At 45.1% G+C, this 25,218-nt stretch carries 18 protein-coding genes and 1 pseudogene; 5 read left to right on the top strand and 14 right to left on the bottom strand.

Translation table 11 applies throughout. The features are described 5' to 3' along the window. Position 1 precedes the first annotated feature (1 nt). The 5 genes from ODOSP_RS01105 to ODOSP_RS01085 all read right to left on the bottom strand — a co-directional run bounded on the left by ODOSP_RS01105 (position 2) and on the right by ODOSP_RS01085 (position 5,483). Entirely contained in the window at positions 2 to 460 is a 459-nt protein-coding gene (locus tag ODOSP_RS01105) for a hypothetical protein (protein ID WP_013610575.1), read from the bottom strand. Then, complete coding sequence (locus tag ODOSP_RS01100) at positions 450 to 953, bottom strand: RNA polymerase sigma factor (RefSeq protein WP_013610574.1); 504 nt, start codon at positions 951 to 953, stop codon at positions 450 to 452. Before ODOSP_RS01100 ends, ODOSP_RS01105 begins: the two co-directional genes overlap by 11 nt. Before the next feature lie 123 nt (positions 954 to 1,076). Continuing rightward, entirely contained in the window at positions 1,077 to 3,104 is a 2,028-nt protein-coding gene (locus ODOSP_RS01095; RefSeq protein WP_013610573.1) for a protein-disulfide reductase DsbD family protein, read from the bottom strand. Between the two features lie 320 nt (positions 3,105 to 3,424). After that, positions 3,425 to 4,969, bottom strand: a complete 1,545-nt coding sequence (locus tag ODOSP_RS01090; RefSeq protein ID WP_013610572.1) for an Rne/Rng family ribonuclease — start codon at positions 4,967 to 4,969, stop codon at positions 3,425 to 3,427. Positions 4,970 to 5,177: 208 nt separating this feature from the next. Next, on the bottom strand, positions 5,178 to 5,483 hold the full coding sequence (locus tag ODOSP_RS01085; RefSeq protein WP_445557737.1) for an HU family DNA-binding protein: 306 nt from the start codon (positions 5,481 to 5,483) through the stop codon (positions 5,178 to 5,180). 284 nt (positions 5,484 to 5,767) lie between these two features. Here ODOSP_RS01085 and ODOSP_RS01080 point away from each other — a divergent pair. From ODOSP_RS01080 to ODOSP_RS01060, 5 genes and pseudogenes are all read left to right on the top strand, one after another. Continuing rightward, positions 5,768 to 6,085: pseudogene (locus tag ODOSP_RS01080) on the top strand (single-stranded DNA-binding protein); the annotation flags it as partial. 556 nt (positions 6,086 to 6,641) lie between these two features. Beyond that, positions 6,642 to 8,450, top strand: coding sequence for a group II intron reverse transcriptase/maturase (gene ltrA, locus ODOSP_RS01075; RefSeq protein WP_013610569.1), 1,809 nt, complete (start codon positions 6,642 to 6,644; stop codon positions 8,448 to 8,450). Between the two features lie 463 nt (positions 8,451 to 8,913). Further along, a complete protein-coding gene (gene gldE, locus ODOSP_RS01070) occupies positions 8,914 to 10,209 on the top strand; it encodes a gliding motility-associated protein GldE (protein WP_013610568.1) in 1,296 nt (431 codons plus the stop codon). Between the two features lie 33 nt (positions 10,210 to 10,242). Further along, the gene (locus tag ODOSP_RS01065) at positions 10,243 to 10,458 is read left to right on the top strand and encodes a hypothetical protein (RefSeq protein ID WP_013610567.1); all 216 of its coding nucleotides are present in this window, start codon (positions 10,243 to 10,245) and stop codon (positions 10,456 to 10,458) included. 584 nt (positions 10,459 to 11,042) lie between these two features. Continuing rightward, positions 11,043 to 11,375, top strand: coding sequence for a helix-turn-helix domain-containing protein (locus ODOSP_RS01060; RefSeq protein WP_004311699.1), 333 nt, complete (start codon positions 11,043 to 11,045; stop codon positions 11,373 to 11,375). Positions 11,376 to 11,924: 549 nt separating this feature from the next. Here the strand turns inward: ODOSP_RS01060 and ODOSP_RS01050 are convergent. From ODOSP_RS01050 to ODOSP_RS01010, 9 genes are read right to left on the bottom strand one after another with little or no spacing between them, the layout of a single operon-like run. Beyond that, positions 11,925 to 12,836 (bottom strand): hypothetical protein, encoded by a 912-nt coding sequence (locus tag ODOSP_RS01050; RefSeq protein ID WP_013610565.1) that lies wholly within the window; start codon positions 12,834 to 12,836, stop codon positions 11,925 to 11,927. Between the two features lie 7 nt (positions 12,837 to 12,843). Continuing rightward, entirely contained in the window at positions 12,844 to 14,007 is a 1,164-nt protein-coding gene (locus tag ODOSP_RS01045; protein ID WP_013610564.1) for a fibronectin type III domain-containing protein, read from the bottom strand. Positions 14,008 to 14,022: 15 nt separating this feature from the next. Next, positions 14,023 to 15,216 carry a DUF4856 domain-containing protein gene (locus ODOSP_RS01040; RefSeq protein ID WP_013610563.1) on the bottom strand — a complete coding sequence of 398 codons (1,194 nt, stop codon included), beginning with the start codon at positions 15,214 to 15,216 and terminating at the stop codon, positions 14,023 to 14,025. A 15-nt stretch (positions 15,217 to 15,231) separates the two neighbouring features. Next, a complete protein-coding gene (locus tag ODOSP_RS01035) occupies positions 15,232 to 15,858 on the bottom strand; it encodes a hypothetical protein (protein WP_013610562.1) in 627 nt (208 codons plus the stop codon). A 49-nt stretch (positions 15,859 to 15,907) separates the two neighbouring features. Next, positions 15,908 to 16,939: a DUF4302 domain-containing protein gene (locus ODOSP_RS01030; protein WP_008776949.1), complete on the bottom strand. Its 1,032-nt coding sequence runs from the start codon at positions 16,937 to 16,939 to the stop codon at positions 15,908 to 15,910. Between the two features lie 6 nt (positions 16,940 to 16,945). Beyond that, positions 16,946 to 17,917, bottom strand: coding sequence for a putative zinc-binding metallopeptidase (locus ODOSP_RS01025; RefSeq protein WP_008776950.1), 972 nt, complete (start codon positions 17,915 to 17,917; stop codon positions 16,946 to 16,948). A 34-nt stretch (positions 17,918 to 17,951) separates the two neighbouring features. Next, on the bottom strand, positions 17,952 to 19,481 hold the full coding sequence (locus ODOSP_RS01020; RefSeq protein WP_013610561.1) for a RagB/SusD family nutrient uptake outer membrane protein: 1,530 nt from the start codon (positions 19,479 to 19,481) through the stop codon (positions 17,952 to 17,954). Positions 19,482 to 19,492: 11 nt separating this feature from the next. Beyond that, positions 19,493 to 22,867 (bottom strand): SusC/RagA family TonB-linked outer membrane protein, encoded by a 3,375-nt coding sequence (locus tag ODOSP_RS01015; protein WP_013610560.1) that lies wholly within the window; start codon positions 22,865 to 22,867, stop codon positions 19,493 to 19,495. 55 nt (positions 22,868 to 22,922) lie between these two features. Further along, complete coding sequence (locus ODOSP_RS01010) at positions 22,923 to 25,178, bottom strand: TonB-dependent receptor family protein (RefSeq protein WP_013610559.1); 2,256 nt, start codon at positions 25,176 to 25,178, stop codon at positions 22,923 to 22,925. Positions 25,179 to 25,218 lie beyond the last annotated feature (40 nt).

Raw genomic sequence — 25,218 nt, 5'->3', positions numbered from 1 at the left:
TTTATTTTATATATCGGTTTATCCATTTCATTTCGTCCATATTCTCTTCCAACAGTTGTTGTCCTCTGTTCATCTTCGAAGATACAAAATTCAAAGCCTGCCGGACTTCGGCCAGTGCCTGTTCGGGAGTCTGACAAGTATCCTTTTGCGGATTCCCTATATCGATCAATACCTGGCTTACCCCTATCAATAACAACAACACCGCAGCCACCCGAAGCCCTTTTCTCCATCCGGCAGGACGTTTATTGTAGATGGAAGCCAAAATTTTCCGGTCGAAATCATTTCCTAACCCGATTTGTCTTTCCCCTTCCTGAAAGATGAACAGCTCCCTATATTCGGCCAATTCTTCCGGCATTTGCCGGCAATGCTTATAAAAATAACGCAGTTCTTCTTCTTCGGGTAAGGTGGTTTCACACTTCCAGTACTTATCCAACAACCCTATGATCCGATCATAATCCATAATTCTCCATGTTTAAAATCCATGTTTTAATTTTTTTCCTGGCCCGGAATAAATTCACTTTCACCTGTTCTTCCGTCACCTGTAAAGTTTTCGCAATATCCCGATAACTCAGTCCTTCCATATCTCTCAATTGGACGACATCCCGCTGTAAACCGGGTAATCCGTCAATCATCCGATATAACAACTTCATCTTTTCGGTACGGATTATATTTTCCAACGGTTGTTCCTGCACTTCCTGTTCATATGCCCCTTCCAACTCCTTGCTCCGATTGTCTTTCAAGACCAATCGGTTTAAAGCCAGATTCCGGGCCATAGTGTAACAATAAGCTGCCAGATTTTCAACCTTTCCTTTTTCATCCCTCCACACCTTCAGCATTACATCCTGAACAATATCTTCGGCCTCTTCTTTGCTTCGCAGAATACACCAAGCCACCCGAAACAACCGATCCTTTAAAGGAAGTACCAGAGATATAAATTCATTTTTATCCATCATTCAAACTCACTTACAATACTAAGACAGTTGAAAAGATCAAAAGTTACATAAAAGACCGAATTTTCGGAAAATAAAAAAGGTACCCCGTTTCCGGGGTACCTGATCGATCAGTCAAAGAGTCAATTAATTATTTCCTCTTTTCTTATATTCTTCCAAACCTTGTTTCAAAAATTCAACGAAAGCATCTTTATCCAGGTTATGTCCTCTTGGAGCAGCCAGTATATGCGGTCTCAGATCATTATCGTTGCCGCCGCGGCTATCCAACAAAATGTAGTTGGGCTGTGCATTGGAATCGAATTTCTTGATCTGGAAGTCAGCATTTTTCTTGCCTAATGTTTTCTTTTTCTTTCCGTCATAATCGGATACATACCATTCACTTTCAGGTAAAGTAGTCTTGTCGTCTACATACAAAGCCACTACGACATAATCGTTTTTCAACATATCCAATACACGCGGATCGGACCATACCGATTGTTCCATTTCGCGGCAATTTACACAACCGTGTCCTGTGAAGTCGATAAAGAGCGGCTTGTTTTGAGCCTGAGCACATTTTAAAGCCTGATCATAATCGAAATAGCCATCCAAACCATGAGCTAAGTGCAAGAAATCGGAATATTTCGGAGCTTCACAAGCGTCAGACTTCTTAGCTGTTCCGGTAGCAACACCACTGACAGAAATCTGCTTTACATTATCCCGTACAATCCGGTTGATATCGAAGTCGATGGTTTCCTGAGGCGGGAAATAACCGGCCAAAGCTTTTAAAGGAGCACCGAACATACCCGGAATCAGATATACCACAAAAGTGAACGTAGCGATGATAAACGCCAGACGGGGAACACCGATGTATTTCAGTTCGCTGTCATGTGCAAATTTGATTTTACCCATCAGGTACAATCCCTGCAAAGTAAAGATCGTTACCCAAATAGCGATATATATTTCACGGTCGAGTAATCCCCAGTGGTAAGTCTGGTCGGCAACCATCAGGAATTTGAATCCTAAAGCAACTTCTATAAAACCGAGTACCACTTTTACAGAGTTCAACCAACCTCCTGATTTCGGCAGGTTGCTTAGTTTTGAAGGGAAGAAAGCAAAGAAACCGAAAGGTAAGGCTACAGCGATAGAAAATCCCAACATACCGATAATCGGACGCAGTACAGATCCTCTGGCAGCCTCAACCAGTACAGTCCCGACAATCGGAGCTGTACAAGAGAAAGATACCAATACCAAAGTGAAAGCCATGAAGAAAGCTCCGACATATCCGCCTTTATCTGCCTGTGCATCCGATTTATTTACAATCCAGGAAGGTAATACAATCTCGAAAGCACCGAAGAAAGAAGCTGCGAAAATCATAAAGATCACAAAGAAAAATACATTAGGCACCCAATTGGTACTTAACCAGTTGATAAAATCAGGACCTAATAACATAGAAATAATCAATCCCAGAGCGGTATAGATAGCGATAATCGACAAAGAGAAGAAGATCGCTTTTGCTTTCGCCTTTGCTTTGTTCGTATCTCCGTGCATAAAGAAAGATACAGTCATCGGAATCATCGGGAAAACGCAAGGCATCACCACAGCAGCCAAACCGGCTACGAAAGCCCCCCAGAAAAATATCCACAAAGACTCGTCTTTAGTCGAATCACTGGAAGAATCGGTTGCAGCAGCAGCTTTTACTTCAGTTTTAGCAGCAGGCTGATCACCGATCTTGATATCGAACGATTCGTCGAATCTCACACATTGTCCTTCGCGGCATACCTGAAATTCGATTTCACCTTTTACAGCAGCAATAGCCGGATCGGTTACTTTAATTTTTTGAGTAATGACATATTCAAGTTCGAACGACCAAACGTCCACACCGAATACATCGTCATGTTCTTTTTTGGGTTCGTTCTCTGTTGCTTTTCCAACCAATTCGATCCCTTTTCCGGCTTCTTCAAAAGTAACAGTTGTAGCCATAGGACCACCTTCGGGCGTATACATCGAATAAATATGCCATCCCGGTTCTAAAGCGGCCTTAAAAACAAGTTCGTATTCATTATTTCCCAGACTCTTCTGAGAATATGACCATTGAGCCGGATTTTCTACCTGTGCCGAAACAGTAAAAATACCCAGCATGAACGTCAACAAAAAAGCAAACAATCCTTTTTTCATAAACTATTAAGTGTATTATTAATTAATTTTCATTCTTGCCTCTACACCGTCTGATGCAAAATCTCCATACAAAAATATTATTAATTTTTTTTCACACTAGACGCAAATACAAGTTTAACATATAATTAATGGGTATGCAAACGTTTTTCAAGTTTCTTTAAGAAGGCCACGGACAATCTCTGTCCGCTGTATTTTCATAAGTTGACAGCCATAGCATATACACCCGGAATCCCTCTTCTCAGCAATATAAAATCCTCCCCCGATCAATCCTCCTTCCCAACCGGACGATCGATCTTTCCACTTTTCACCTTTACTTTTTTCTAATTCTCCAACTCCCGGTTATAGCGGTTATAGAAATGGTATTCGTAGATATAATAGGAAGGGACATCAACTATTTTCAGTGAAATATGATAACGGAAAGCCCATTTCCGCCGCATGGACAGTAATCCTTTTTTCAGGTAGGCACCGACAAAAGGGTGCACTTTTAAGATAATACGTTTGTTTTTCTTCTCATATACAAAAAATTCCAATTCATCTTCAATCTTATCGATCACCAGAATAGCGGCTTCCGCTTTACCGGTACCGTGACATACCGGACACAGTTCGGTCGTATCCACAGTCATAGCGGGGCGTACCCGTTGGCGGGTAATTTGCATCAACCCGAATTTACTCAATGGCAGGATCGTATGCTTTGCCCGGTCGATTTCCATACATTCCTTCATTTTATCGAACAATTTCTGGCGATTTTCCGCCTTTTGCATATCGATAAAATCAATGACGATAATCCCTCCCATATCCCTCAACTGCAATTGCCGAGCCACTTCTTCGGCTGCTGCCAGATTGACTTCAAGGGCATTCGTTTCCTGATCGTCCCCCAGTTTGGTCCGGTTACCGCTATTCACATCGATCACATGGAAAGCCTCCGTATGTTCGATAATCAGATAGGCTCCGTTTTTAAAGGAAACCGTCTTTCCCAAAGAAGATTTGATTTGCTTATCCACACCAAAATGGTCTAAAATCGGTATCTCAGGAGAAACATATTTGACAATATCCTGCTTTTCCGGAGCAATAGTAGTCAGAAAATGCCGGATTTCTTTACTCAGCGTGATATCGTTGACATATACATTTTCGAAAGAGGGATTCAGGATATCCCGGAGTATGGCACTGGTACGATCGATCTCTCCTAAAATCAATTTCGGAGGTTCTATCTCCCGGATGTGTTTAAAAGCCATTTCGAAACGTTCGACCAATTCTTTGAGCTCACTATCGAAAACAGCTACTTTCTTTCCTTCGGCGACAGTCCGGACGATCACGCCATAATTCTTCGGTTTGATACTTTCGATCAAACGTTTCAGTCTTTTCCGTTCTTCCGGAGATTTTATTTTTTGGGAAACCGACACTTTATCGGCAAAAGGCATCAATACCAGATTCCGTCCTGCAATACTCAGTTCGGAAGTCAAGCGGGGTCCTTTGGTAGAAATCGGTTCTTTGGCCACCTGAACGGCCACCCATTGTCCGACTGTCAGAATATCGGCAATTTTCCCATTTTTGGGAATTTCCGGTTCCAGTTTCAACTTCGATACCGGCATTCCTTTTCTAGCTATACATTGTTTGATATAGCTATCCAGCGAATGAAACTGGGGACTCAAATCCAGATAATGTAAAAAAGCATCCTTTTCATACCCTACATTCACGAAAGCAGCATTCAATCCCGGCATGATTTTCTTCACTTTTCCGAGATAAATATCCCCGACAGCAAATTGCATACTGGTCTTTTCCTTTGTCAATTCGATCAGTTTCTTTTCTCTCAACAGGGCAATGACAATTTCATCTGCTTTGACGTCAATAACTAACTCACTACTCACAACTTTTATCTATTTAAGATACCGTATTACATTATCTTTTAACCAAATAAACCTAAAGACGTGTGCCTTTAGGTTTATATCTTTACTCACAAACGCGAAGAATTTTACTTCTTCTTATGACGATTCTTTCTCAGTCTTTTTTTCCGTTTGTGGGTAGCCATCTTATGTCTTTTTCTTTTCTTACCGCTTGGCATAAATTCCTCCTTTCTTATTTTTTAACATTACCCTTTACGTCGTTAACAAAACTCTTGGATGGTTTGAATGAAGGAATAAAATGTTCCGGAATTTTGATAGTTACGTTTTTAGAAATATTACGGGCTGTTTTTTCAGCTCTCTTCTTCACAACGAAACTACCGAAACCTCTTAAATACACGTTTTTACCCTCAACAACGGAATTTTTAATTGACTCCATAAAAGCCTCCACAGTTGCTTGCACAGCTACTTTCTCAATCCCGGTCGTTCTCGAAATTTCGTTAACAATATCCGCTTTTGTCATTTTCTTTAAATATTTAATATTCAATAATTTATTTCTTCTCGTTCAAATTTCAGTCTGCAAATATAAAGCTTTTCTATTAAGAATAAAAAAAACGGGATGATTTTTGTCATTTTTTTCTGAATCAGATTTTTTTCCTTAATTTCGCTTTTCTGAAAAAAATCATGCAGACGATGTATCCCATGTCCGTTTTTTTTCGTAACTTGTGTAAAATTTCAGTTAAGAAATTTACACGTGTATATGGGTTTCGAACAATGATTCACTCATTATCTGCTTCAATTATTTAAATAATTTAATTAGGACGCATTATGGTAAATAAGGTAATTTTAATTGGAAATGTAGGTGCTGATCCGGAAGTCAGATACCTGGAAGGCGGAGTAGCGGTTGCCAATCTCCGTCTGGCAACTACGGAAAGATATAAAAACAAAAACGGCGAAAACATCGATCAGACCGAGTGGCATAACATCGTATTATGGAGAGGATTGGCTGAAATCGTCGAAAAGTATGTCAAAAAAGGAATGCGTCTTTATATCGAAGGACGGATTCGTACCCGTTCCTGGGACGACCAGAATGGAGTAAAAAGATATACGACCGAAATTTATGCCGGTGCGCCCAGAATGGTCGCTTAATAAATACTTCTTTAGCAAGAAGTTAGGATTGGGTTCGATATAATCCTATCGTCAATCAGTTTATCCAAAGGGGAAACCCGATGGGGAGTGTAGCATACTGATTAAAGCTCCAAGTCCACTAATAGTCAAGTGGCGACTGAGGGGCAAGACGAAAAGGCATACATAAGGATGAAGCCTTGATTGGTTGAACGATAGTTCAGTGGTACCAAATCTTGCAACAACGGAAGACTATTATACATACGTTGTTTCATAGTACTCTGCCTATTTTGTGCGTTAGTGCAGAGCATAAAGAACCGACTATGACACAGCCGCAATAAGCGGACAAGAACGAAAGTCGCATCCGACAGTATGCCGTGCTAATAGTTATTAAGAGAACTAACTGGGGATTACCTAAGTCGGAACGCTGGAATAAACAGCTATAAAGAAAGCTTTTGAATATCCGATATGGTAACGGAACTTCCGTAGTAGTCCGAGCAAGGGAAAGCCTTGTACATGGCGAAGGGAAGTAGTCTGTAACTTTAATACGAACAACGGAAAACGTGAGAGACGTATGAGAAATCCAGAGCAAGTATTAAACATTTTAGCTGGACACAGCAACGAGCCTGAGTATAAATACGAAAGGCTCTACCGTATTCTATTCAATGAACAGATGTTCTTTGCCGCCTACCAACGTATGTATGCAAAGCCGGGAAACATGACACCCGGCACTGATGGCAAAACAGAGGATGAAATGAGCATTGATAGGATAAACAAACTCATAGAGAGTATAAAGGATGAGACTTATAGTCCCAATCCTGCAAAGAGAATTTACATTCCGAAAAAGAATGGGAAGATGCGTCCGTTAGGAATACCGTCTTTTGAAGACAAATTGGTTCAAGAGGCAGTAAGAATGGTGCTTGAAGCTATATATGAGGGACACTTTGAGTGGACATCGCACGGCTTCAGACCAAACAGAAGCTGCCACACAGCACTGAAAAGTCTACAAAATAATTTCAACGGTGCAAAATGGTTCATCGAGGGAGATATAAAAGGCTTCTTTGACAACATAGACCATGATGTGCTGATAGAAATAATGAAAGGCAGAATAGCAGATGACAGATTTCTTCGTCTGATACGGAAATTCCTCAATGCAGGGTACATGGAAGAGTGGCAATTCAACAAGACTTATTCAGGGACACCGCAAGGTGGTATCATAAGCCCTGTTTTGGCAAATATATACCTTGACAAGTTCGATAAGTACATGAATGAATATGCCAACAAATTCAATAAAGGGACAGTAAGAAGCCGCAACAAGGATATTTGCAAACTCAACAGCAGAGTACACTACCTAAAACGTAGGATAAATGAAGTAGAGGATGTAAACGTAAGAACAAGGATGGTAGAAGAACTGCACGAAAAGCAGAAGCGGATACTAACAATGCCAAGTGGCAACGATATGGACAGAAATTTTCGCAGACTGAGATATCTGCGCTACGCCGATGATTTTCTAATCGGGGTTATCGGAACGAAAAACGAATGTGAGACAATCAAAGCTGACATCACCAAGTTTATGCAGGAAAAGTTAAGGCTGGAGATGTCACAGGAAAAGACTTTGATTACAAATGCACAAGACAGCGCAAAATTTTTGGGTTACGAAATATATGTCCGTAAAGACTATGCCACAAAGAGAAACAGTAACGGAACAGTGCGCAGATACTTCAACGGGAACGTGATATTGCACGTTTCAAGAGAAGTAATCAAGAATAAACTGCTCAGCCTCGAAGCCATGAAAGTTGTCACCAAACGCGGCAAGGAAACATGGGTGTCAAAAGGCAGGACTTATATGATTGACAATGAAGCGCACGAGATTGTATCTCAGTTTAATACCGAAATACGAGGGTTCTACAACTATTACTCAATAGCAAACAATGCATCGGCTTTGGGACGCTCTTTCGGCTGTATTATGAAGTTCTCCATGTACAAAACTCTTGCTCAAAAGCTGAATATGTCAGTGAGAAAAGTCATTGAAACATACCGCAAGGACAATCTCTTTGCCGTGCCTTTTGTAAACAAGGGAGGAGAAACCAAGTACAGGGTATTCTACAATGAGGGTTACGCCCGTAAAACGGATTGTGAAACAGCCCCAAGTGACAATCTGCCGTATATGTTCAAAACACCATCGTTAAGTTTGATAGAAAGGCTTACAACAAAAACGTGCGAACTATGTGGCAAGCACGGAGAAGTGGTAATGCACCATGTCCGCACTCTCAAAGAGTTAAAAGGTAAAAATGACTGGGAACGCAAAATGCTCTATATGCACAGAAAGACTTTGGTCGTATGTGCGGAGTGTAACGCAAAAATCCAGAGCTGTGATAAGTAAAATGATGTTACAGATGGAGAGCCGTATACATGGAGACGTGTAAGTACGGTTCGGGGGCAGATAAACGAAAACCTACCGCTGTAAAGCGGAAAGGCGTTGTTTACCGAGCCTACATAATATGCAAATGTTATCTTCCAGACAAGACGGTGAGGCCACAGGAAATGCTCCCAGATCTTATACGCCGTCGGTTTCAAGTAGCACTTCAACGACCGCTACTCCTCCGATGAATACACCGGACGATAACGACGATCTGCCATTTTAAGGCTGAAAGGCGATAAGCTATAGGCTATAAGCGAAAAGCGAAAGGTGAAAAGCTATAAAAATAAAGTTTTTCAATTATCTTTGTCCCAGTATAGCCTGGAGTTTTAATCTTAAAGCTCTGGCTTTTCAAACTCATAGCAATCAGCTTTTAGCTTATAGCTTATAGCCTTTAGCTTAATTTGTTTAACTAATTCATTTCATTTTGGAAACAGACGCTTATGACGCGGCACAAAGTATATTCCGCGGAACTTTCGATCTTGCAGACATTGTTTTTCTGATTATTCTTCTATTCCTTCTGTTATGTTCAGCATTAGCTTCTGCCTCAGAAGTAGCCTATTTCTCTCTATCTCCCGGAGAATTAGAAAAATTGAAAGAAAAAGGTTACGATAAAGTAGCCAATCTTCACCAAAAGCCGAATCTATTACTATCGACCATTCTGATTACTAATAATTTCGTAAATGTAGGTATAGTCATTCTATCGACTTATCTGGTTAATTCTTTATTCGATTTTTCGGGTAATCCTGTGTTGGGATTTATCATTCAGGTGATAGGGGTCACTTTCATCATCCTTTTATTCGGTGAGATTATACCCAAATTATACGCTAATCGCTCACAGGTAAAAATGGCCATTTTTATGGCAGGTCCTTTGACTTTCCTCACTTATCTTTTCCGTCCTTTATCGACCTTATTGATCCGGTCAACTTCCCTTATCAGCAAACGAATGGCCAAAAAAGACGGCTTATCCATGGATCAGTTATCCAAAGCCCTGGAATTGACCGAAGATGCAGAAATCAACGACGAAAAAGATATTTTAGAGGGAATCGTACGGTTCAGCAATATCGCTGCCATCGATATCATCCGTCCCCGCATCAACATTATAGCCCTGGATATCGAAGATAGTTTCGAAGTAGTCAAAAATGTGGTAATCGAACACGGGTATTCCCGCTTGCCGGTATATCGTGAAAATCTGGACACCATCGAAGGTATTTTGTACGTCAAAGACTTGCTTGCCCATCTGAAAGAGCCTCAGAATTTCGCATGGCAATCGTTGATCCGTCCGGCCTATTTCGTACCGGAGACCAAAAAAATCAATGATTTGCTGGAAGAATTCCAGGTAAAAAAGGTCCATATGGCCATCATCGTCGACGAATACGGAGGAACTTCCGGGATCGTAACCATGGAAGATATTCTGGAAGAAATTGTCGGAGAAATCAACGATGAATATGATGAAAAAGAAGAAACCTATACGAAATTATCCAACAACACCTATATTTTCGAAGCCTGTACTCTATTAAATGATTTTATTAAAATCGTAGATGCAGATCCGGATAGTTTCAAAGATATCGAAGGAGAAGCCGATACCCTGGCCGGTTTGATTCTGGAAATCAAGGGAGAATTGCCCGGAAAGAACGACGTAATCACTTATCAAAGCCATAAATTCACAATTTTGGAAGTCGATAACCGCCGGATAAAAAAAATCAAATACGAAAAAAATTGATACAGGTTTACTGAAAAATAAATACCTCATGTGATGCTAAAAACAGCTTTTATTCTATTCTTACTCCTGGCGTCGGGTTGCAAGGACCAATATACTCCCAAGCCTTACGGATATTTCAGGATCGACTTTCCTGAAAAACAGTGGGTCGCTTCTCCCGACACTCTACCCTATTGTTTCGAGCAATCGGCACAGGCCATCTTGGTGGTTACTGGTGGTTGTCGTTATCAACCCTCCAAGATACAGCTTTAACCATTGTAAATCAGCAACTTGCAAATTCTTGTCTCGTGATACAAAATCAGCGAGGGACAAAAACGGGACAAAAACACGGAAAAATAAAGTCAAGAACACTTTGCCCGAAATATCCCTTGTTGAATACCTCTGTTTCGTTTGCAAAGGTACAAATTTGTCCCTTGAAAAACGAGGGGAAATCCCTATTTCTCTCATTCACAACTCATTTTCCTACCATTGTACCCTAAATGTGGTTATTGCAAGCGATTTTGACCTCAAACAGCATGACTTGAGAAAATCGGGTGTTAAATTTTGTTTTGCACTCTGTTGGACATTTTCAAAAACGAGAACTGGCAATAGAACCAAAGATTTGCCACCCCTATTGTCCAATTCCTGACTTTGGGAGTGTTTGAACGATAAATATTTAAAGATGCTGAATTTCAGATGAGTGTCCGACCAATCTACCACGTTACAGCATGGTAAAATAGAACCAAAGAATTGAAAATCAGCACTTTTAATAAACCATAACGGCTGCTTGAATATCATTGGCAACTATATACCTTTGCAGCCGAAATCGATAACGAAATAAACAAAATATCAGAATTATGACAGAAAAGAACGCATTAAAGATGAACCTCGACCATGAGCGCAAGATAGTGGAGCTTCAGTCGAGAGTGAACAAGTTGGAAAACCTTTGCTATATGACAAAGGAAGTGTTGAACCTTGAAGAGGCATCCGCCTTTCTCGGCATTGCCAAGAGTACGCTCTACAAGATGACGCATCTTAACCAGTTGCCGTACTTCAAGCCTGCTGGCAAGCTCATCTTCTTTGAGAAGAAAGCCTTGCTTGACTGGGTGCGAGGAGCAAGAGCAATGTCGGAGGAGGAGATAAGACTGGAGGCTGCAAACCGTCTGAATGAAATGAACAATAGACCATAGCATCATGACGAAAGATGAACTTGTAAACAGTCTGCAAAAACGTGTGTACCCAATGGTTAAACACTCGCCATATACGCGGGTCGGTCGCGTGCATGGTCTGTGAAACGCTGCTAACTGGCATTTCGCGTTCTATAAGAACGCATAGAGTACGCCTCGAAAAGCAGCGTGAAACCACTATTCTTGCGTGCCCATGGTACTTCTACCATAATCGTTTTATTCTCTTCGGTTTGCACTCGGGGAACGTTGGCGTGAATGTAACAAAGATGCTCGAAGAAATTCAAATGACGCCAAGTTTTATCGATAGTGTCATAGGTCGTGTACTCTTTCGTACCAAACGTGAAACGATATCCTCGAGTAAAACTCAACCACAGATGAAGTTCTTTCTTGGATTGTTCACCTTCTATCAACTCTACCTTGGAAACATACCATGGTTCTGCCAAGCCTAAAGCTAGTGTAAATATCTCGCTACTATTCATGATACAAAGGTAATATTTTTGATTGAGTTTTCAAGAGTTACCCACACGAAACGTTACAGAGCCAAATATTGTCTTATTTCTTCTCGTAAGGTATAACAATCTTGAAACCCCGACCACGAAGCACAACATCTTTTTCCCTCACCTCTTCTACGTATAATTTACAATTGCCCTCTTTCAATCCGCTACTTGCGAACTCATCAGGATAAAGCATCGAGAACGAGACATCAATATGTGTTCCAGCCACGGGATTGACAACAGCAGGTGTTATCTTCAAAACCTTCCGGGAAGAATATGGGCGCGCACCGTTGCAGAGCCACACTCCCACACCGGGACGCCGCGCGGCCATCACCGTGTTCATCTGCTCGTAAAGACTGTGCGAAGTGGTGCCATAGATGCCCACGCGACCGGCCGTACCATCGCAGCGCACAACGACTTTCAGAGTCTTCTCTTTCTTGTCTTGCGAGATGACCCGTATCATCGCCTCACCCTCGTAATAGGCTTGAATTTCCAAGATGTTGGTCTTTGCGTTCCACTTCGCATTGATTACTTTGTCCGGGTCTTCTATCTTCAAGTCGACGATGTCTCCCCCACCGTTCAAGCTCACGAACTTACTTTCATCACGAGGATAAAGTCTTATTTCCGACTGGCTGATACTGAGTTCAGGAACCACCACGTTGATTTCCACACGCTTTTTGAAGTCGCCAGAAATGATGGTGGCATAGGTTCGTCCCTCCCATATCCCACTGATGCGCAAGGTATCTTTGCTGATCTTGACCTCCGCGACTTTCGAGTCGGCAACATTGGCCATATATTTTCCAGTTCCCCCGCTGAGAATAATGGTTCGGGTAGACAGCTTATTGAGCGAAACCTCGGTGATGTTGTCAGTTCCCAAGCGGATGTCCTTCTTTTCCTGTAAGTTGTCGCTGTCGCATGCAGCAAACACGATGCCGCAACATAGCAGCAAATAAAAAAGTATTTGTTTCATCGTTTTTCTAATCCACATACAATTTGTATTCTATATCCCATTTGCGTTCAGGAGTCTCTGTGATTTCGATTTGCAGGATATGCTGCCCCTTGCCTGTGAAGATAATGCTACCATTAACAGGCGTCACAGGCATTCCGTCTACCCTGTATATGATTTTGGCGTCGGGATCGGCCAAATCGTGATAGAACAACCGCAGTGTGCGGGGACAGGTTCCGACCTCACGCACTGTGTACAAATAAGGAACGCGATCTTCCTCGTCAATGCCCGTATTCATCCGTTGGGTCTGTTGCGTGAGCGGAGCAGAAGGAGCCGATATATCCGACCCCTTGACAGAACACACGCTGAACTGATAGGATTTGCCCGGTTCGAGTCGCTCGACGATATAGGATGTCCCTTCTGTAGTGGCCACTTTTTCTCCATTCATTATGATTTGATAGCTTACATTTTCTTCGGCAATGGCATTCCACGACAGCTCCATTTCTCGCTGCTGCGGTCTGACCACGACATTGGAAGGCGCTTCGAGCGCCGCTGAGGGTTTCCCCTCTTTGGTCTGCACGAATGAGATGTCGTCGATAAGAATGCAACCGCCGGATTCTGCCGACATGTAATCGTTTTCAATATAGAGGCCCACTCCAGCCTTGTCTACTCCAGCAGGAGCCTTGAATGTAAATGTCTTCTGTTGCCACTGATCCGAGAAATCCGTTGCTTTTTCTTTGTCGCGCGTCTCTTTCTTTATGGATGTCGTGCCCTTATACCAGTCTACCGTTACCGTGATATTGGGATTCTTGACATTACCCTTATACCAATAGGTAAGGCGGTATTCTCCGCCAGCCTCAATCGCGATGTGATAAGGGTTGAAATTCTCGTCGCGCGAGAAGAACGAGCCCCCATTGGGATATACTTTCACGGCGAATACACCGCTGTGCGCATCCTTGGTTCTCGTATAGAATAACGACGAGTTGAAATACCAATAAAGCGGTTTTTGATAAGGATCAAAATAGCCGGGAGGTTCTTCCTCCTCATCCTCTTCGTCGTCTTCTCCTGATGGAGGAGGCGTAACTTTGGCGTATTCTTCAAATCCGCCATTGAGAATTAGTTCTTTCCCCAACTGTGCCTTCGCCGTAAACGAAAGCGACAATAATAATAAAATGAAATAGATTCTATGTATCATTCTGTGTGAAGTTTGCTAATTGGAATGTTTAATATCGTCGAGTGTCAGCCCATAGCATTTACCGATGGCCGCCGCCACATTCTTGAGAGATCCTTCGGTCGATTCCGAGCCAAGCAGCCGCTGTTTGTCCCACAATCCGCTGCCGGCCGTGAGCTGTGCGATGAAATGTGTTGCTTCTTCGTAGGAAAGGTAGGGATTACCCGAGGCCTGCAAGGTGAATTGCAGTCCGTAAACGGCACCGCAGCCCTTGGAAAGAAACACCAAGGCATTGTTGATGTCTTCATCTAAGTTGACAAGGGTTATCTCGCCGACCAGCAGGCTCATAGCCCGCACGGCAGCCACTTTCGACAATTCGTCCCTAATAAGCAGCAACTGAGCTTGCACTTCCTCATAGCGAAACTCGGTGAGCGCCTGACGGCCGATTGCAAAGGCATTGTAGATCTTAATTCGGCTTTCGCGCAACACAGACAGGCCGCTTGTCTGTATGAAGGGCAGCCAATACTGATAATAGCCATAGGCAAGGTCCCAGTGGTGTTCAAGTTCCGTATAGTTCCGTCCCGGGAGTAATGTTGTGCTTTCATGTTCACGGCGTAGTCGGGTGTCGTTGTATAGACTGTCGTTGAGATGCGTATTGAGGATCTTATCCAAATAGACCCCTCCCCATACGATGCCATTGAACATCTCTGCCACTATCACTCCTTTCTCGTTGGCGAAGGCAATGTTGACATCACCGATATTCGTGCCCACATATCCGCCTTGTCCGGGTTTTGCCTTGCGGTTGCGATAAGTTCCGGGACTCGGCTTAGACAGTCCACTCAACACGCCCGTTGTCTGAAAGATGTCTTCCACATCTTTCAGTATGCGTGCCCTGTCGGCCTTGTGCAGAGGAGACGACGCCAGCTCTTCCTTAGGCTTCAAGCCGAACTCTCCATTGCAGAAATAGTCCTGTACCTTGTCCATATTGGCCTGATACATTATCGAAGCGATTTTGAGATAACTGTTGTAAATATAGTCAAGCGGATCGCGCAGAAGGCCGCATTCCAGATAGTCTATACTGCTGCTACCATTGCGTTTGAATTGATAGGTCGGATCAGGAATCTGCGGTTCGCGATAAGCAGACTCCACGGTCTCACCCCCCCATTGATCGCACGAAAGGAATGTCAATGGAGCCAAGAGCAACATGATGTAAATTGCAATGTTCTTTTTCATATTTCTAATATTATATTAAGGAAGAATGATGTAGCCACAGAACGGAGCCTTGATTTTGTCAAGGCCTTCTTCGTTCTGATGCTCGTTCACGCTCAGCGGCTTCACAATAGTGAACCCGTCTTCGGATATGGCAGAGATGGTGGCTTTTACAGACGATCCACGCGGCCCCACTCCGTTGACACAGAGATACATCGGGTAACCCGATTTGGCCGCGAATGTGATGGTTTGCTCCTTACCGTTGGTCAGAAACAGATGTGCCGTCTCGTCGCCATTATTGCTTGATACGATACGCAACTGCTTGTCGGGAGCGATGTAACGAATCGTATAGCGGGAAGAGATATCGTCCTCGCCTACAAGTTGCCCCAGAATATCCACTTCATTGAACGAGCAAGTAAGCGTTACTTTATATTCCCTCACATTCTCGGTAATGTCCACTCCTGGATATACATAGTCCGAAACTGGTGCGTCGGGATCGCCCAATTGCACGATTTGGTCTTCATAGGAGACCTTCGGCTTTTCAATACCGGGAAATGGGAACAGCTTCTCATAGTCCTCATCGGCATAATCTTCACTGCTTCTCGAACAACCCAGCGTGAGCAGGGTCAGGCCTATCAAAGTGTATTTTGTCAAGTTTATCTTCATTGTCTGTTGTCCTTGTTTCTATGATGTATTTTTTTTATGTTCTCACTTGTCATTCTACGGGCTCGTCCCATATTTCCGCTTCGAGTCCTGTGAACTCTCCTTCGGGATGCAGGTGCTTGCTCACTAAACGGATGCTACGCAGCAACGGGTCGTAGACCGATACCAGTTCAGCCACAAATCGGTTGCCCTTACGCTGAAAGTCGAAAAACATGGTCTTACTGTCGTAGCGCAGACCAGCTCTGAATGTTATGCCGTGCTCTGTCCCGGCATATCCAGAGCCAAGGCCGGTCATCTCTTTGGCAGGGTAGCCCGGGATGGGATTCTTCTTTTGGGTGAAAAGGAAGAGATAGTATTTCTTTTCCTTGATTTCCTTGAGCAAAGCCTGATTGGTCTCCACATTGCGCTTGATGTAGATGTCGCTCCGGAAATAGGTGCGTCCGCCCCTATGTATAAGGAGCTGCGGATTGACCATCTGCTCAAAGAATGTGCGATTATCGTAAGCTTTCCGCACGAAGCCTGTTGTCTCCTCTGCGCTTCTCAGCTTGGTGAAGACTATGTATTCGCGTGCCGGCTGCAGGTAAGTAGCCGTGCGAAACACCAAGTCTCCATCCTCATTCTTGCCCATATAAAGGAAATCTGAAGCTCCGGCAAAGCGGTCGTTCACGAGTCTGTGTATATAGTTATATGTAGAGAAACTCAATTGGGTGAAGCTGTTTCGGCCGATAAGGTATTCGCTCTTCACGGCCTCAGCCGCTGTTTGGTCGGTGAAATCTGCCCACATCTCTACGGTATTGTCAGCCGCAAACTTCATCGTGAAGCAGTCGCCGCCATAACCGTAGTGCCCCCTGAATCCATGTTGAGAGATCAGTTCCGACGGATTGGAGAACAACAGCGAGTCGGTTTTGGGAAAATAGAGTACCCGCCAGCCATAAGGCGCATTCACAAGTTCGGCTTTCAAGGCTGTAATACTCTCGCTGCTGCGTTGCGAAGGAGATTTATCGAACACATCGTCCTTGGAAGAACAAGCTGCCAACAACAAGGCCGCCAATACAAGACAGTATTTCATATATCTGTTATTCATTTTTTCTTAATGTTGTTTTATATAGGCATTGATTCTGCGAACACTGATCACTTGCATCTGCTTGAGATTGATATGCCAGCTTTTCTGCACATATTCATTGACGAAGGCTTGTTTTTCCGTAAATTCCTTATAAGCCTGTTCTGCCTCTTTGGCATAACGCGCATTCACTTCCGGGTCGACATCCGTATCAGGCGTCTTTGCCGTAACGGTAGCGTCATACACCTCTTTAGGCGTACTGGTGAGCGTGGCGCTGATGATTTCAGCAAAGTCGTCTTCAGCCGAAAGGAACGAGAGCATTGTATAGAATCCTCGCTTATTGGCATAAGCATCCAGTCCGAACTTCTCTTTTCCAGTAGAGGCATAGCCCAACTGGGCTGCTATCAACTCGGTAGAACCCGTATAACGATGCCCGCTGATGGTGAAAAATTTATCACGGTCGTAAGCGATGAGCTGCATAAGACGCTTGGCCAGTTGATGGTGTACGCTGCGCATGAGTACGAACATCTTGTCGGCATCGCCCGGATTGAAGTCGTTCACATTGTACAGGCACATCTCCGCTGCCGTGAGCTGCGGATTATTGAGGCGCTCCACCCCGTTCTCATCGGGATTTCCACCGCCATAGAGATACAGCTTGATGGGCAGACGACCGAGCAGGAAGTCTGCTCCTCCCACTTCTTTCAGTCGATAGGTCTCTAAACCTAATTCTCTCACAGCCTCGAGTATCGCACGCACATTCTCTAATTTGGGTGGATAAATGAATGTACCCGTAGAGCCGGTATTCTTTTCCCAGCGATAGATTACCTCAATGCCGTAGGGTTTGGTGATATTGTCGAGTATCCAATTATCCAGCTGCGTGGTTTCTATCTGCTGCTTACCGTCGTCAATCACGCTTCTGTCGCTCAGTTTCTCTTCGTCGCATCCTGTGAGAGTGAGTGCCGTGAGGAGCAGAAGAGTTGTCTTTCTTATCTTTATTTTCATTGTCTTACTTTATCTGTTTGGATGTTGATAGGATTTATCGGATTGGTTCCTGGCGCTCGCGCGGATTGGCGGCAAGACCTCTTTGAATGGCTTCGGTTGGTATCTGGAGCACTTTTCTGGGGTCTTCTTTTTCCAGCGGGAAGTAGTAGGAACTCTTCGACGAGCGTTTTACGGCCAAATGGAAACGCCGTATGTCGAACCAACGCAGACCCTCCTGATAGAATTCTTTCTGCCGGAAATCAAGGAAGAGTTTCACCATGGCCAGCTGTTTTAGTGTCAACCCGTAGAAAGGAGTATAGATATTATAATTGTCGCTGTTTGTAGATGTATACACGGCACGGTCTACGGAGGGCATAAACCCGAACTTTCCCTGCATATATTGCAGTAAATCGTCGATGGCATGGCTGTAATTCTTCAACATGGCATAGGCTTCCATCCGGTTTAAGAGCACCTCGTCGACGGTGAAGAGCACATTCGTTACATAAAGTCCACGGGGCTTTGTGCCGATGCTTTCGGAGGTAGAAAACTCGTCGAACTTGGCCAAATAGCGACCGGTAGTAACAGGAGCGGTTGACGAAGTGAAGATATAGGTACCTATGAAGTTCATCTTTGCATAATCTCCCCCGCCCTCAATGCCCTTTTGAGCAAAAATCTTGTCTACCGTATTGAATGTGGAACCATATTTCTCGCTGGGCGTAGTACGTGCCAGACGCGACTCTGTAGTGGTCAGCAACAAGTTCGCCGGCTCGCTCGCAGCGGCATATCTGCGATAGAGACTTCTGTGGTTGAACTCGAATACGTCGGCATATTGCCGCCAAGGGCGGAGCTGTGTCTTGGGATCTCCGCCAAGAACATAGTCCGCATATGCAATGACCTCTTTCCATTCTCCCTTCATCAGGTAGAAGCGAGAGGCAAAGGCATAGGCTGCTTTCTTATTGAAATGAAACTTAGGATGCTTATAATAGATGTCTGAAACTAAGGATATGCCCAATTTCAAATCCTTTTCGATTTGGGCATAGACTTCGTTCACCGTACCTCGCTGATAGTCTACCAAAGCATTTTTCTCAGGTTTCGTAATATAAGGAATGCCCGGATTGGTCGTTTTTCCCCCATAAGGTTCCGACCAGATGTTGACCAACATAAAGTGCAGGTAAGCTCGCAACAGGAAGGCCTCTCCATACAAGGCCTTTACACGTTCGCTCTTGGGATAGCGACTCAGTAGTTCCAAAGCCTTATTGGCCTGTGCGATGCCCTTATAGCAGGCATTCCAATAGTTCAAAGGCGTATCGAGGTCTTCCTGATCGTAGTCTCCCCAAAAGAACATGGACTCATTCAGGCGCGAATGAACACCGTTGACACGCTCTTCCACATTATCGGTGCGAGGCTCCAGAAAGGGGATATAGCTTGCCTCGGGATAAGCTCCTGTAAGCAGTTCCGCAATCTTTTCCTCGGAGTCAATATCAACATTCAGTTCTGAATCGGGACTTTTATCCAGGAAGTTGTTACAGCCGACGAATAGCCAAGCTGCTGTCGCAAATAGCAACAATGATATATTTCTTTTCATATTTCTTCTTGTTAAAAACCTATGTTCAATGTTACAGTATACTGTTTAGGCGTAGGAAGCGACACCCCACCCGACTTATAATACTCCGGATCCTGTCCTTTGAGCTTCTTATCTGAATAGATCAGGAACGGATTGGTGATATTCAGGCGTAGGTTTGCTGCGTGCAGCCTCACCTTTTTCAGAAATTTATCAGGCATGTTATATCCCAACGAGATATTCTTCATCCGCACAAAACTTCCGTCGGCCACCATCTGCTGCGAGTAATTATATGTGTTATAGGCACGCTCGATATTCTCCTTACCTACTTTTGCAATCAGTTCCTGAGAAGGAAGCGCGGGAACATCGGTCTTGAACTCATCGCCCGGATTGAGCCAACGGTTGTAATAAGATTTGGAGAAGACATTCAAGTCGCCGAACTCGGGGTCGAATGTAGGGTTCAGACGAATCTTATTGCCTGCCTGCATCGTTATGAAGAACGAGAATTCCCAATCTTTATATTTAAATGTGTTGGACAAGCCACCTATCACTTGCGGCTCTATCGGTCCGTGATACAGCAGATATGACTTGACATACTGCGCATCGAGGAAGTCAGCTCCAGCAATATTTGAGTATTCTCCTTGGCTGGATGGATAAAGCCCGAAGTCGAATGTGGGCAGTCCGTTGTTGTTCAGACCTTGGAAATTAAACGAGAAGAGCGAACCTCTCGGATAGCCCACGATGTTTCCACGACCTCTTCCCGCCACCATATCAAAAGCATTCGGCGTGTTCTGCAGGCGCGTAATCTTTTGATCCATTGCACTCAATGTGAGGCTAGTACTCCAACTGAAGCCGTCCGTTACGATATTTTTGGTATGTAGCCCCAACTCTACGCCTCGCGTGCGCATGTCGCCGAAGTTGGCATATTTATAATATTGACCGCCCACGCCAGAGGTGCGCACAAGGTCTATCAGGTCGAAAGTGTTACGCTGATACACATCCAATGTCGTGCTGATGCGGTTATTGAACAGTCCCAGTTCCGCACCGATATTCAGCTCATACATTTTTTCCCATGTCAGGTCTCTGTTTTCCAAATGCAGGATATTGAATTTATTCTCCCTATCGTTGAAGTTATGGCGATTCACAATGCCGCTTTTGTAAATGGAATTAGCATTGATGGCCTCTTCGTTCATTTTGGCCGTGAGGCCGTAACTGACGCGCAAAGCCAGTCTGGAAATCGTCTTATTGTCTTTCATAAAGGCCTCCTGGTCGATGTTCCATTTGGCTCCCACATTCCATGTGGGCAACCACAACGCACGCGCTCCTTTGCCAGAAGTATTGGAGCCTTCGCTGTTGAACACCATATTGAAGACATATTTACCCGCATAGCCGTAGGTTCCATTAAACGAGAAAGTAACCCCCCGGTCGTTTCTCTTGTGCAGATTGAAATAATCGTTACCCTCGCCTATCAGTTTGCTGAATATCAATGGATTGGTGTAGACTTGATTTCCCCTGTCGTACTGAATGCCATAACCTTGGAAAGGATTGACCGTGCGCACAGCCGATCGTACCTCGGTAAAGGCAAAAGCCTTTAAATCATGCTCGCCCATACGCTTATCGAAATCAAGGGCGATGCGAGCCAAGACGCTTTTCAGCGAGGCTTCCGTCTTGTTTAGTATACCTCCATGGGTCAGCCCGACCTTGGGTTGGAGCTGCGGATTGTCTTTATCGTGCACCAGATAGATGTTCTGCTGAGCGACAAACGGATTTTCATTGGCTCTGAAAGCCTGTACTATATTCGAGGCTTCATGTACTTTGTGGGTCGTACTGGTATATGCTTGTCGCGTAGACAGCAGGGTTTTGATAGCGATGTCGTCGTTCAGCCTATAAGTAGCTTCACCCTGTATCTTGAAATCCAGCACATCTATGTTCATCTTGTTATTGGCATATTCGTTGAAGATGTTGAATGGCGCCCAGTTATTGCGGTAGTACTCAAGACTCCCGTCTTCATTATAGGGGCGCAGAGTGCGACTTGTTCCGAGAGCATACGTGAATGGATTGATGTCGAAATCGCGCTCAAATACTCCAAGCGTGTTGTTCTTGCGCTGCGGCATCGTGCCCGGTGCCTTCTGCGAACGGATGTTACCCTGTGCCGTGAGCATAGCCGTGAGCTTATCGTTTATATAAAAGGTATTCTTCACATTGGCCGTAAGTCGGCGCACCTTGTCGGTAACGGTCCATCCCGCATCGTAATAGAAACCTATCGACGCATAGGTAGCCGTGTTCTTGCCACCGCCCGAAAGCGTTATCACATGATTAGTGATGGGCTTCATCGTAAAGAGAAGATCAAACCAGTCGGTGTTGGCATATTCGTGTTTGCGCAGGAAATCCATCCTTGCCTCGGGCGTATTGGGTAGGTAATAGGTGCCCGTTGCCGGATTGACGGTACTCACTCCCTTGTATAATTGATAATAGATTCCGCTGCGTCTTCCGTAAAGTGAATTGCTGATACCGAAATAGCCCTTGTCGTTCATCTCCTGATAGAGCGACATCGTTTCCTGCGAATTGAGCAAGTCGAATTCGCTATAACGAGGTTTCAGGCGCACGGTATTCTCCGTGGAGTAAGTTACCCGCAGGGGAGATTCCCTCCTACCCGACTTGGTGGTAATCACAATCACGCCGTTCAAAGCCCGAGCACCGTACACCGATGTGGCCGAAGCATCTTTCAACACCTGTATGTCCTGTATGTCGGCCGGGTTAAGTCCCGATACGGCCGAGCTGATGAGTGTCACGGCATCGCCCGATGCCAGTTGGTCGAGACTGAGGTGTACAAGGTCTTCATACACCGCACCGTCGATAACCCACAGCGGCTGCACATTGCCGATGATAGAGGCGCCACCCCGGATATTGATACGAGGCGCCGATCCGAATGTACCCGATATGTTCTGTATCGACAGGCCGGGCACGCGTCCTTCGAGCATTCGTGATACATCGGCGACACCCTCAAGCTTGATGTCATCCATCTTTACCGATGTGGCAGCGCCGGTGTATACCCGGTTACGGATGTTCTGATAGCCTGTTACCACGACTTCGTCTATTTGCCGACTGTCGTCTTTCAGCACGATATTCAATGGCTGCCCACCGACTTTCACCCGTTGTGTGAGCATGCCGATGTAACTTACCTGTAATGTCTGTCCCGGCACAGCCTTGATGGTGAAGTTTCCGTTTACATCAGACACGGCCTTTGCCTTGGTTCCCAACACCTGCACATGCACTCCGATGAGTGTTTCGCCCTGCTCGTTCCTCACCGTTCCCGTAACGGTTCCGGCTGTTTGCGCCACCGCGGTGAGAAGCGTGAACAACAACAAGACGGTTGTCAATGCTTTCTTTATGTTTATAAGTCTATACATTCTTTTTTTACAATGATGATTCTACTTGCTTTATTGACTATAATCTGCCTTTGCTTTACAGATGCAGCTGGACGCCCCCGTAGATGCCAAAAGGATGGCCGGCCCTCAATCCGGCGGGATGGCGTGATACCAAATATTTCTTATTGGCCAAGTTGATGGCATTCAGTGTGATGGTGATATTCTTATTGATATGCCCTTTTATCGAAGCGTCCAAAATCAGATGGGCGGGAATCTTCTCACGCTCGGCAATCTTTCCATGTCCCGGCGTGGTGCGCATATCACCATTATAGCGTGCTCCGAAGTTTGCTTCCACCCATTTATGCTCGATGCCTATCTGAGCATTGAAAGCGTGCTTATATATATAAGGTATCTCGTCGCCATAAACCACATTTCCCCAAGCCGAACTTATGAAATCTTTCTTCATCTCGGTATTGGTGTATGTGTAGGAAAGCTGAATGGGCAGCTGGACGGCGAAATGCCTGGGTAGCGGCAGGTAATGGAACATTAGTTCCAAGCCGTTTACCGTAGCCTTACCTACATTGAACTGGTCGAGCGTGCCTTGTCCGCCCTGTGCGGCCAAGTCGCTTCCCAGCATATTGGAATAGTTATTGTTAAAGACGATGGCCTCGAACTTCATCTTTTGCGTCGTCAGGCGCAGTCCGGCTTCCACATTCACACTGCTTTCAGGTTTTTGGTTGAGCACGGCGCTGGGCGGTGCGAACCCCTTGTGAATTCCTCCGAAAGCCGAAAGGACAGGCAGTATCTTCACATTGAATCCTAATCCCGGCAACAAAGCATGTGCGTGGTTGGGTGTCTCAATGCGCACCTTGCCCGTACGACGCGGATCGGCCTTGGTATAATTGCGATTCAGCAGTTCCACATCCTCATAGCGCATACCGACTGTGAGCGTGAGAATGCCTTTCGACCATTTTCCCAGCCAATAGCCCGACCAGGCATGAGCCGTGGTAATGCGGTTGGCATTGTCGCCCGGCTGTCCCGCCAAGAAAAGACTCATACGCCCGCCTTGTATCGCATAAGCATCGTCTTGCTGGAATCGGTCCTCACTGTCGGCATGATAGCGCACGCCCAGCTCCGCGGTGAGATAGCCACCGCCCAGCATCATACGATACTCACCCTTCGACTGTATGCCTCGCGAGCGGTACACACGATGATTGGCGCGCAGCATCAGCGCCTCGCCGATGTAGTCTTTCTTGCCCGTAACAATATCGAAATAGTCTCGATTGGTCTCCGGATCAGCCAGCACGGCATCGATCGAACGGCGTTCGGCCTTGGTAATGCCTGCCCTCACCTCGTTCAGTTTATACCAGTTGCGGAAGAAATAGTTATAATATAAGTTTGTGGTTATCTTAAATTTGCTGCCAGCCTTTATCAGATAGGTAGCCACCCATTGGGTATGACGGGTCTTTAAATTATCTTTCTGCGCACCAGCATAGCGGAAGTAGGGACGCATGGCGAAATCGCTTTCCGATAATCCCAGATAAGTCTCGTCAGAAGTCTCATTCGCAAACCCAAACTTCAGTTCGAACAAATGGTTGAGTCCTTCATCCCTATTGGTCTGTGCCGAGAACTTTGTTATCAGGTCGTTGCGCTTGAATCCCGTGCGCTCGTTCGGCTCATCCTTGCGGAAACCATCCGACTGATAGCGCAGATATTCCACCAGAAAGCCCGTATATTTAAAGCGGTTGCCTATGCTTGCATACGACTTGAGCGTGTTGTAGCTGCCGTAAGAGGTGTTCAACTTGGCGGTGAATCTCGAGGGAATGGGCGTCGACACCATATTAATAGCGCCACCGGTGGTAAACGGACCGTATTGCACCTGACTGCTCCCCTTCAGCACCTCGATGGCATACATGCGCCCGGCATTGGGGAAATAATAGGCCGCGGGAGCGGCATAAGGCGCCGGAGCAGCCAACACTCCGTCCTCCATGAGTGAGATACGCTCGCATCGCTCGGCTTTCGTACCACGCAGGCTGATGTTCGGCCGCAATCCGAAACCGTCTTCTTCATACACGTTCACTCCCGGCACGCTCTTGAGCATACGGTTGATGTCGGTATAACCAAACTTTCCTAGTTCCTCCGGAGAGATATAATAAGCCGCCCCCGTACGGTTGCGGACCTCAAACTTGCTACCCAACATCTGATTGGATCGCACCACCACCTCTGTCAACCTGTACACCGAATCGGTCATCGCACTTCTTCTCTCTGTTTTTGTGCTTTGTTGCGTCTGGGCACACACGCCTAAGGGTGTCAGTGCGAGAAGCAGAAGCAGCATTCTTCTTATATAATGCATAGTAAATTTATTAGACCTATGATGCTTTCTCATCACTGAG

Source organism: Odoribacter splanchnicus DSM 20712, assembly GCF_000190535.1.
Lineage (GTDB): Bacteria > Bacteroidota > Bacteroidia > Bacteroidales > Marinifilaceae > Odoribacter > Odoribacter splanchnicus.
Note: the sequence above shows the minus strand (reverse complement) of the source record. Positions and strands in the feature narration are given on the sequence as shown.

Coding starts and splice junctions, on each gene's coding strand:
- ODOSP_RS01040 (WP_013610563.1), bottom strand. CDS start 15,216: ATGAAAAAGAACATTGCAATTTACATCATGTTGCTCTTGGCTCCATTG.
- ODOSP_RS01030 (WP_008776949.1), bottom strand. CDS start 16,939: ATGAATAACAGATATATGAAATACTGTCTTGTATTGGCGGCCTTGTTG.
- ODOSP_RS01035 (WP_013610562.1), bottom strand. CDS start 15,858: ATGAAGATAAACTTGACAAAATACACTTTGATAGGCCTGACCCTGCTC.
- ODOSP_RS01045 (WP_013610564.1), bottom strand. CDS start 14,007: ATGATACATAGAATCTATTTCATTTTATTATTATTGTCGCTTTCGTTT.
- ODOSP_RS01095 (WP_013610573.1), bottom strand. CDS start 3,104: ATGAAAAAAGGATTGTTTGCTTTTTTGTTGACGTTCATGCTGGGTATT.
- ODOSP_RS01025 (WP_008776950.1), bottom strand. CDS start 17,917: ATGAAAATAAAGATAAGAAAGACAACTCTTCTGCTCCTCACGGCACTC.
- ODOSP_RS01015 (WP_013610560.1), bottom strand. CDS start 22,867: ATGTATAGACTTATAAACATAAAGAAAGCATTGACAACCGTCTTGTTG.
- ltrA (WP_013610569.1), top strand. CDS start 6,642: ATGAGAAATCCAGAGCAAGTATTAAACATTTTAGCTGGACACAGCAAC.
- ODOSP_RS01020 (WP_013610561.1), bottom strand. CDS start 19,481: ATGAAAAGAAATATATCATTGTTGCTATTTGCGACAGCAGCTTGGCTA.
- ODOSP_RS01010 (WP_013610559.1), bottom strand. CDS start 25,178: ATGCATTATATAAGAAGAATGCTGCTTCTGCTTCTCGCACTGACACCC.
- ODOSP_RS01060 (WP_004311699.1), top strand. CDS start 11,043: ATGACAGAAAAGAACGCATTAAAGATGAACCTCGACCATGAGCGCAAG.
- ODOSP_RS01100 (WP_013610574.1), bottom strand. CDS start 953: ATGATGGATAAAAATGAATTTATATCTCTGGTACTTCCTTTAAAGGAT.
- ODOSP_RS01065 (WP_013610567.1), top strand. CDS start 10,243: ATGCTAAAAACAGCTTTTATTCTATTCTTACTCCTGGCGTCGGGTTGC.
- ODOSP_RS01050 (WP_013610565.1), bottom strand. CDS start 12,836: ATGAAACAAATACTTTTTTATTTGCTGCTATGTTGCGGCATCGTGTTT.
- ODOSP_RS01105 (WP_013610575.1), bottom strand. CDS start 460: ATGGATTATGATCGGATCATAGGGTTGTTGGATAAGTACTGGAAGTGT.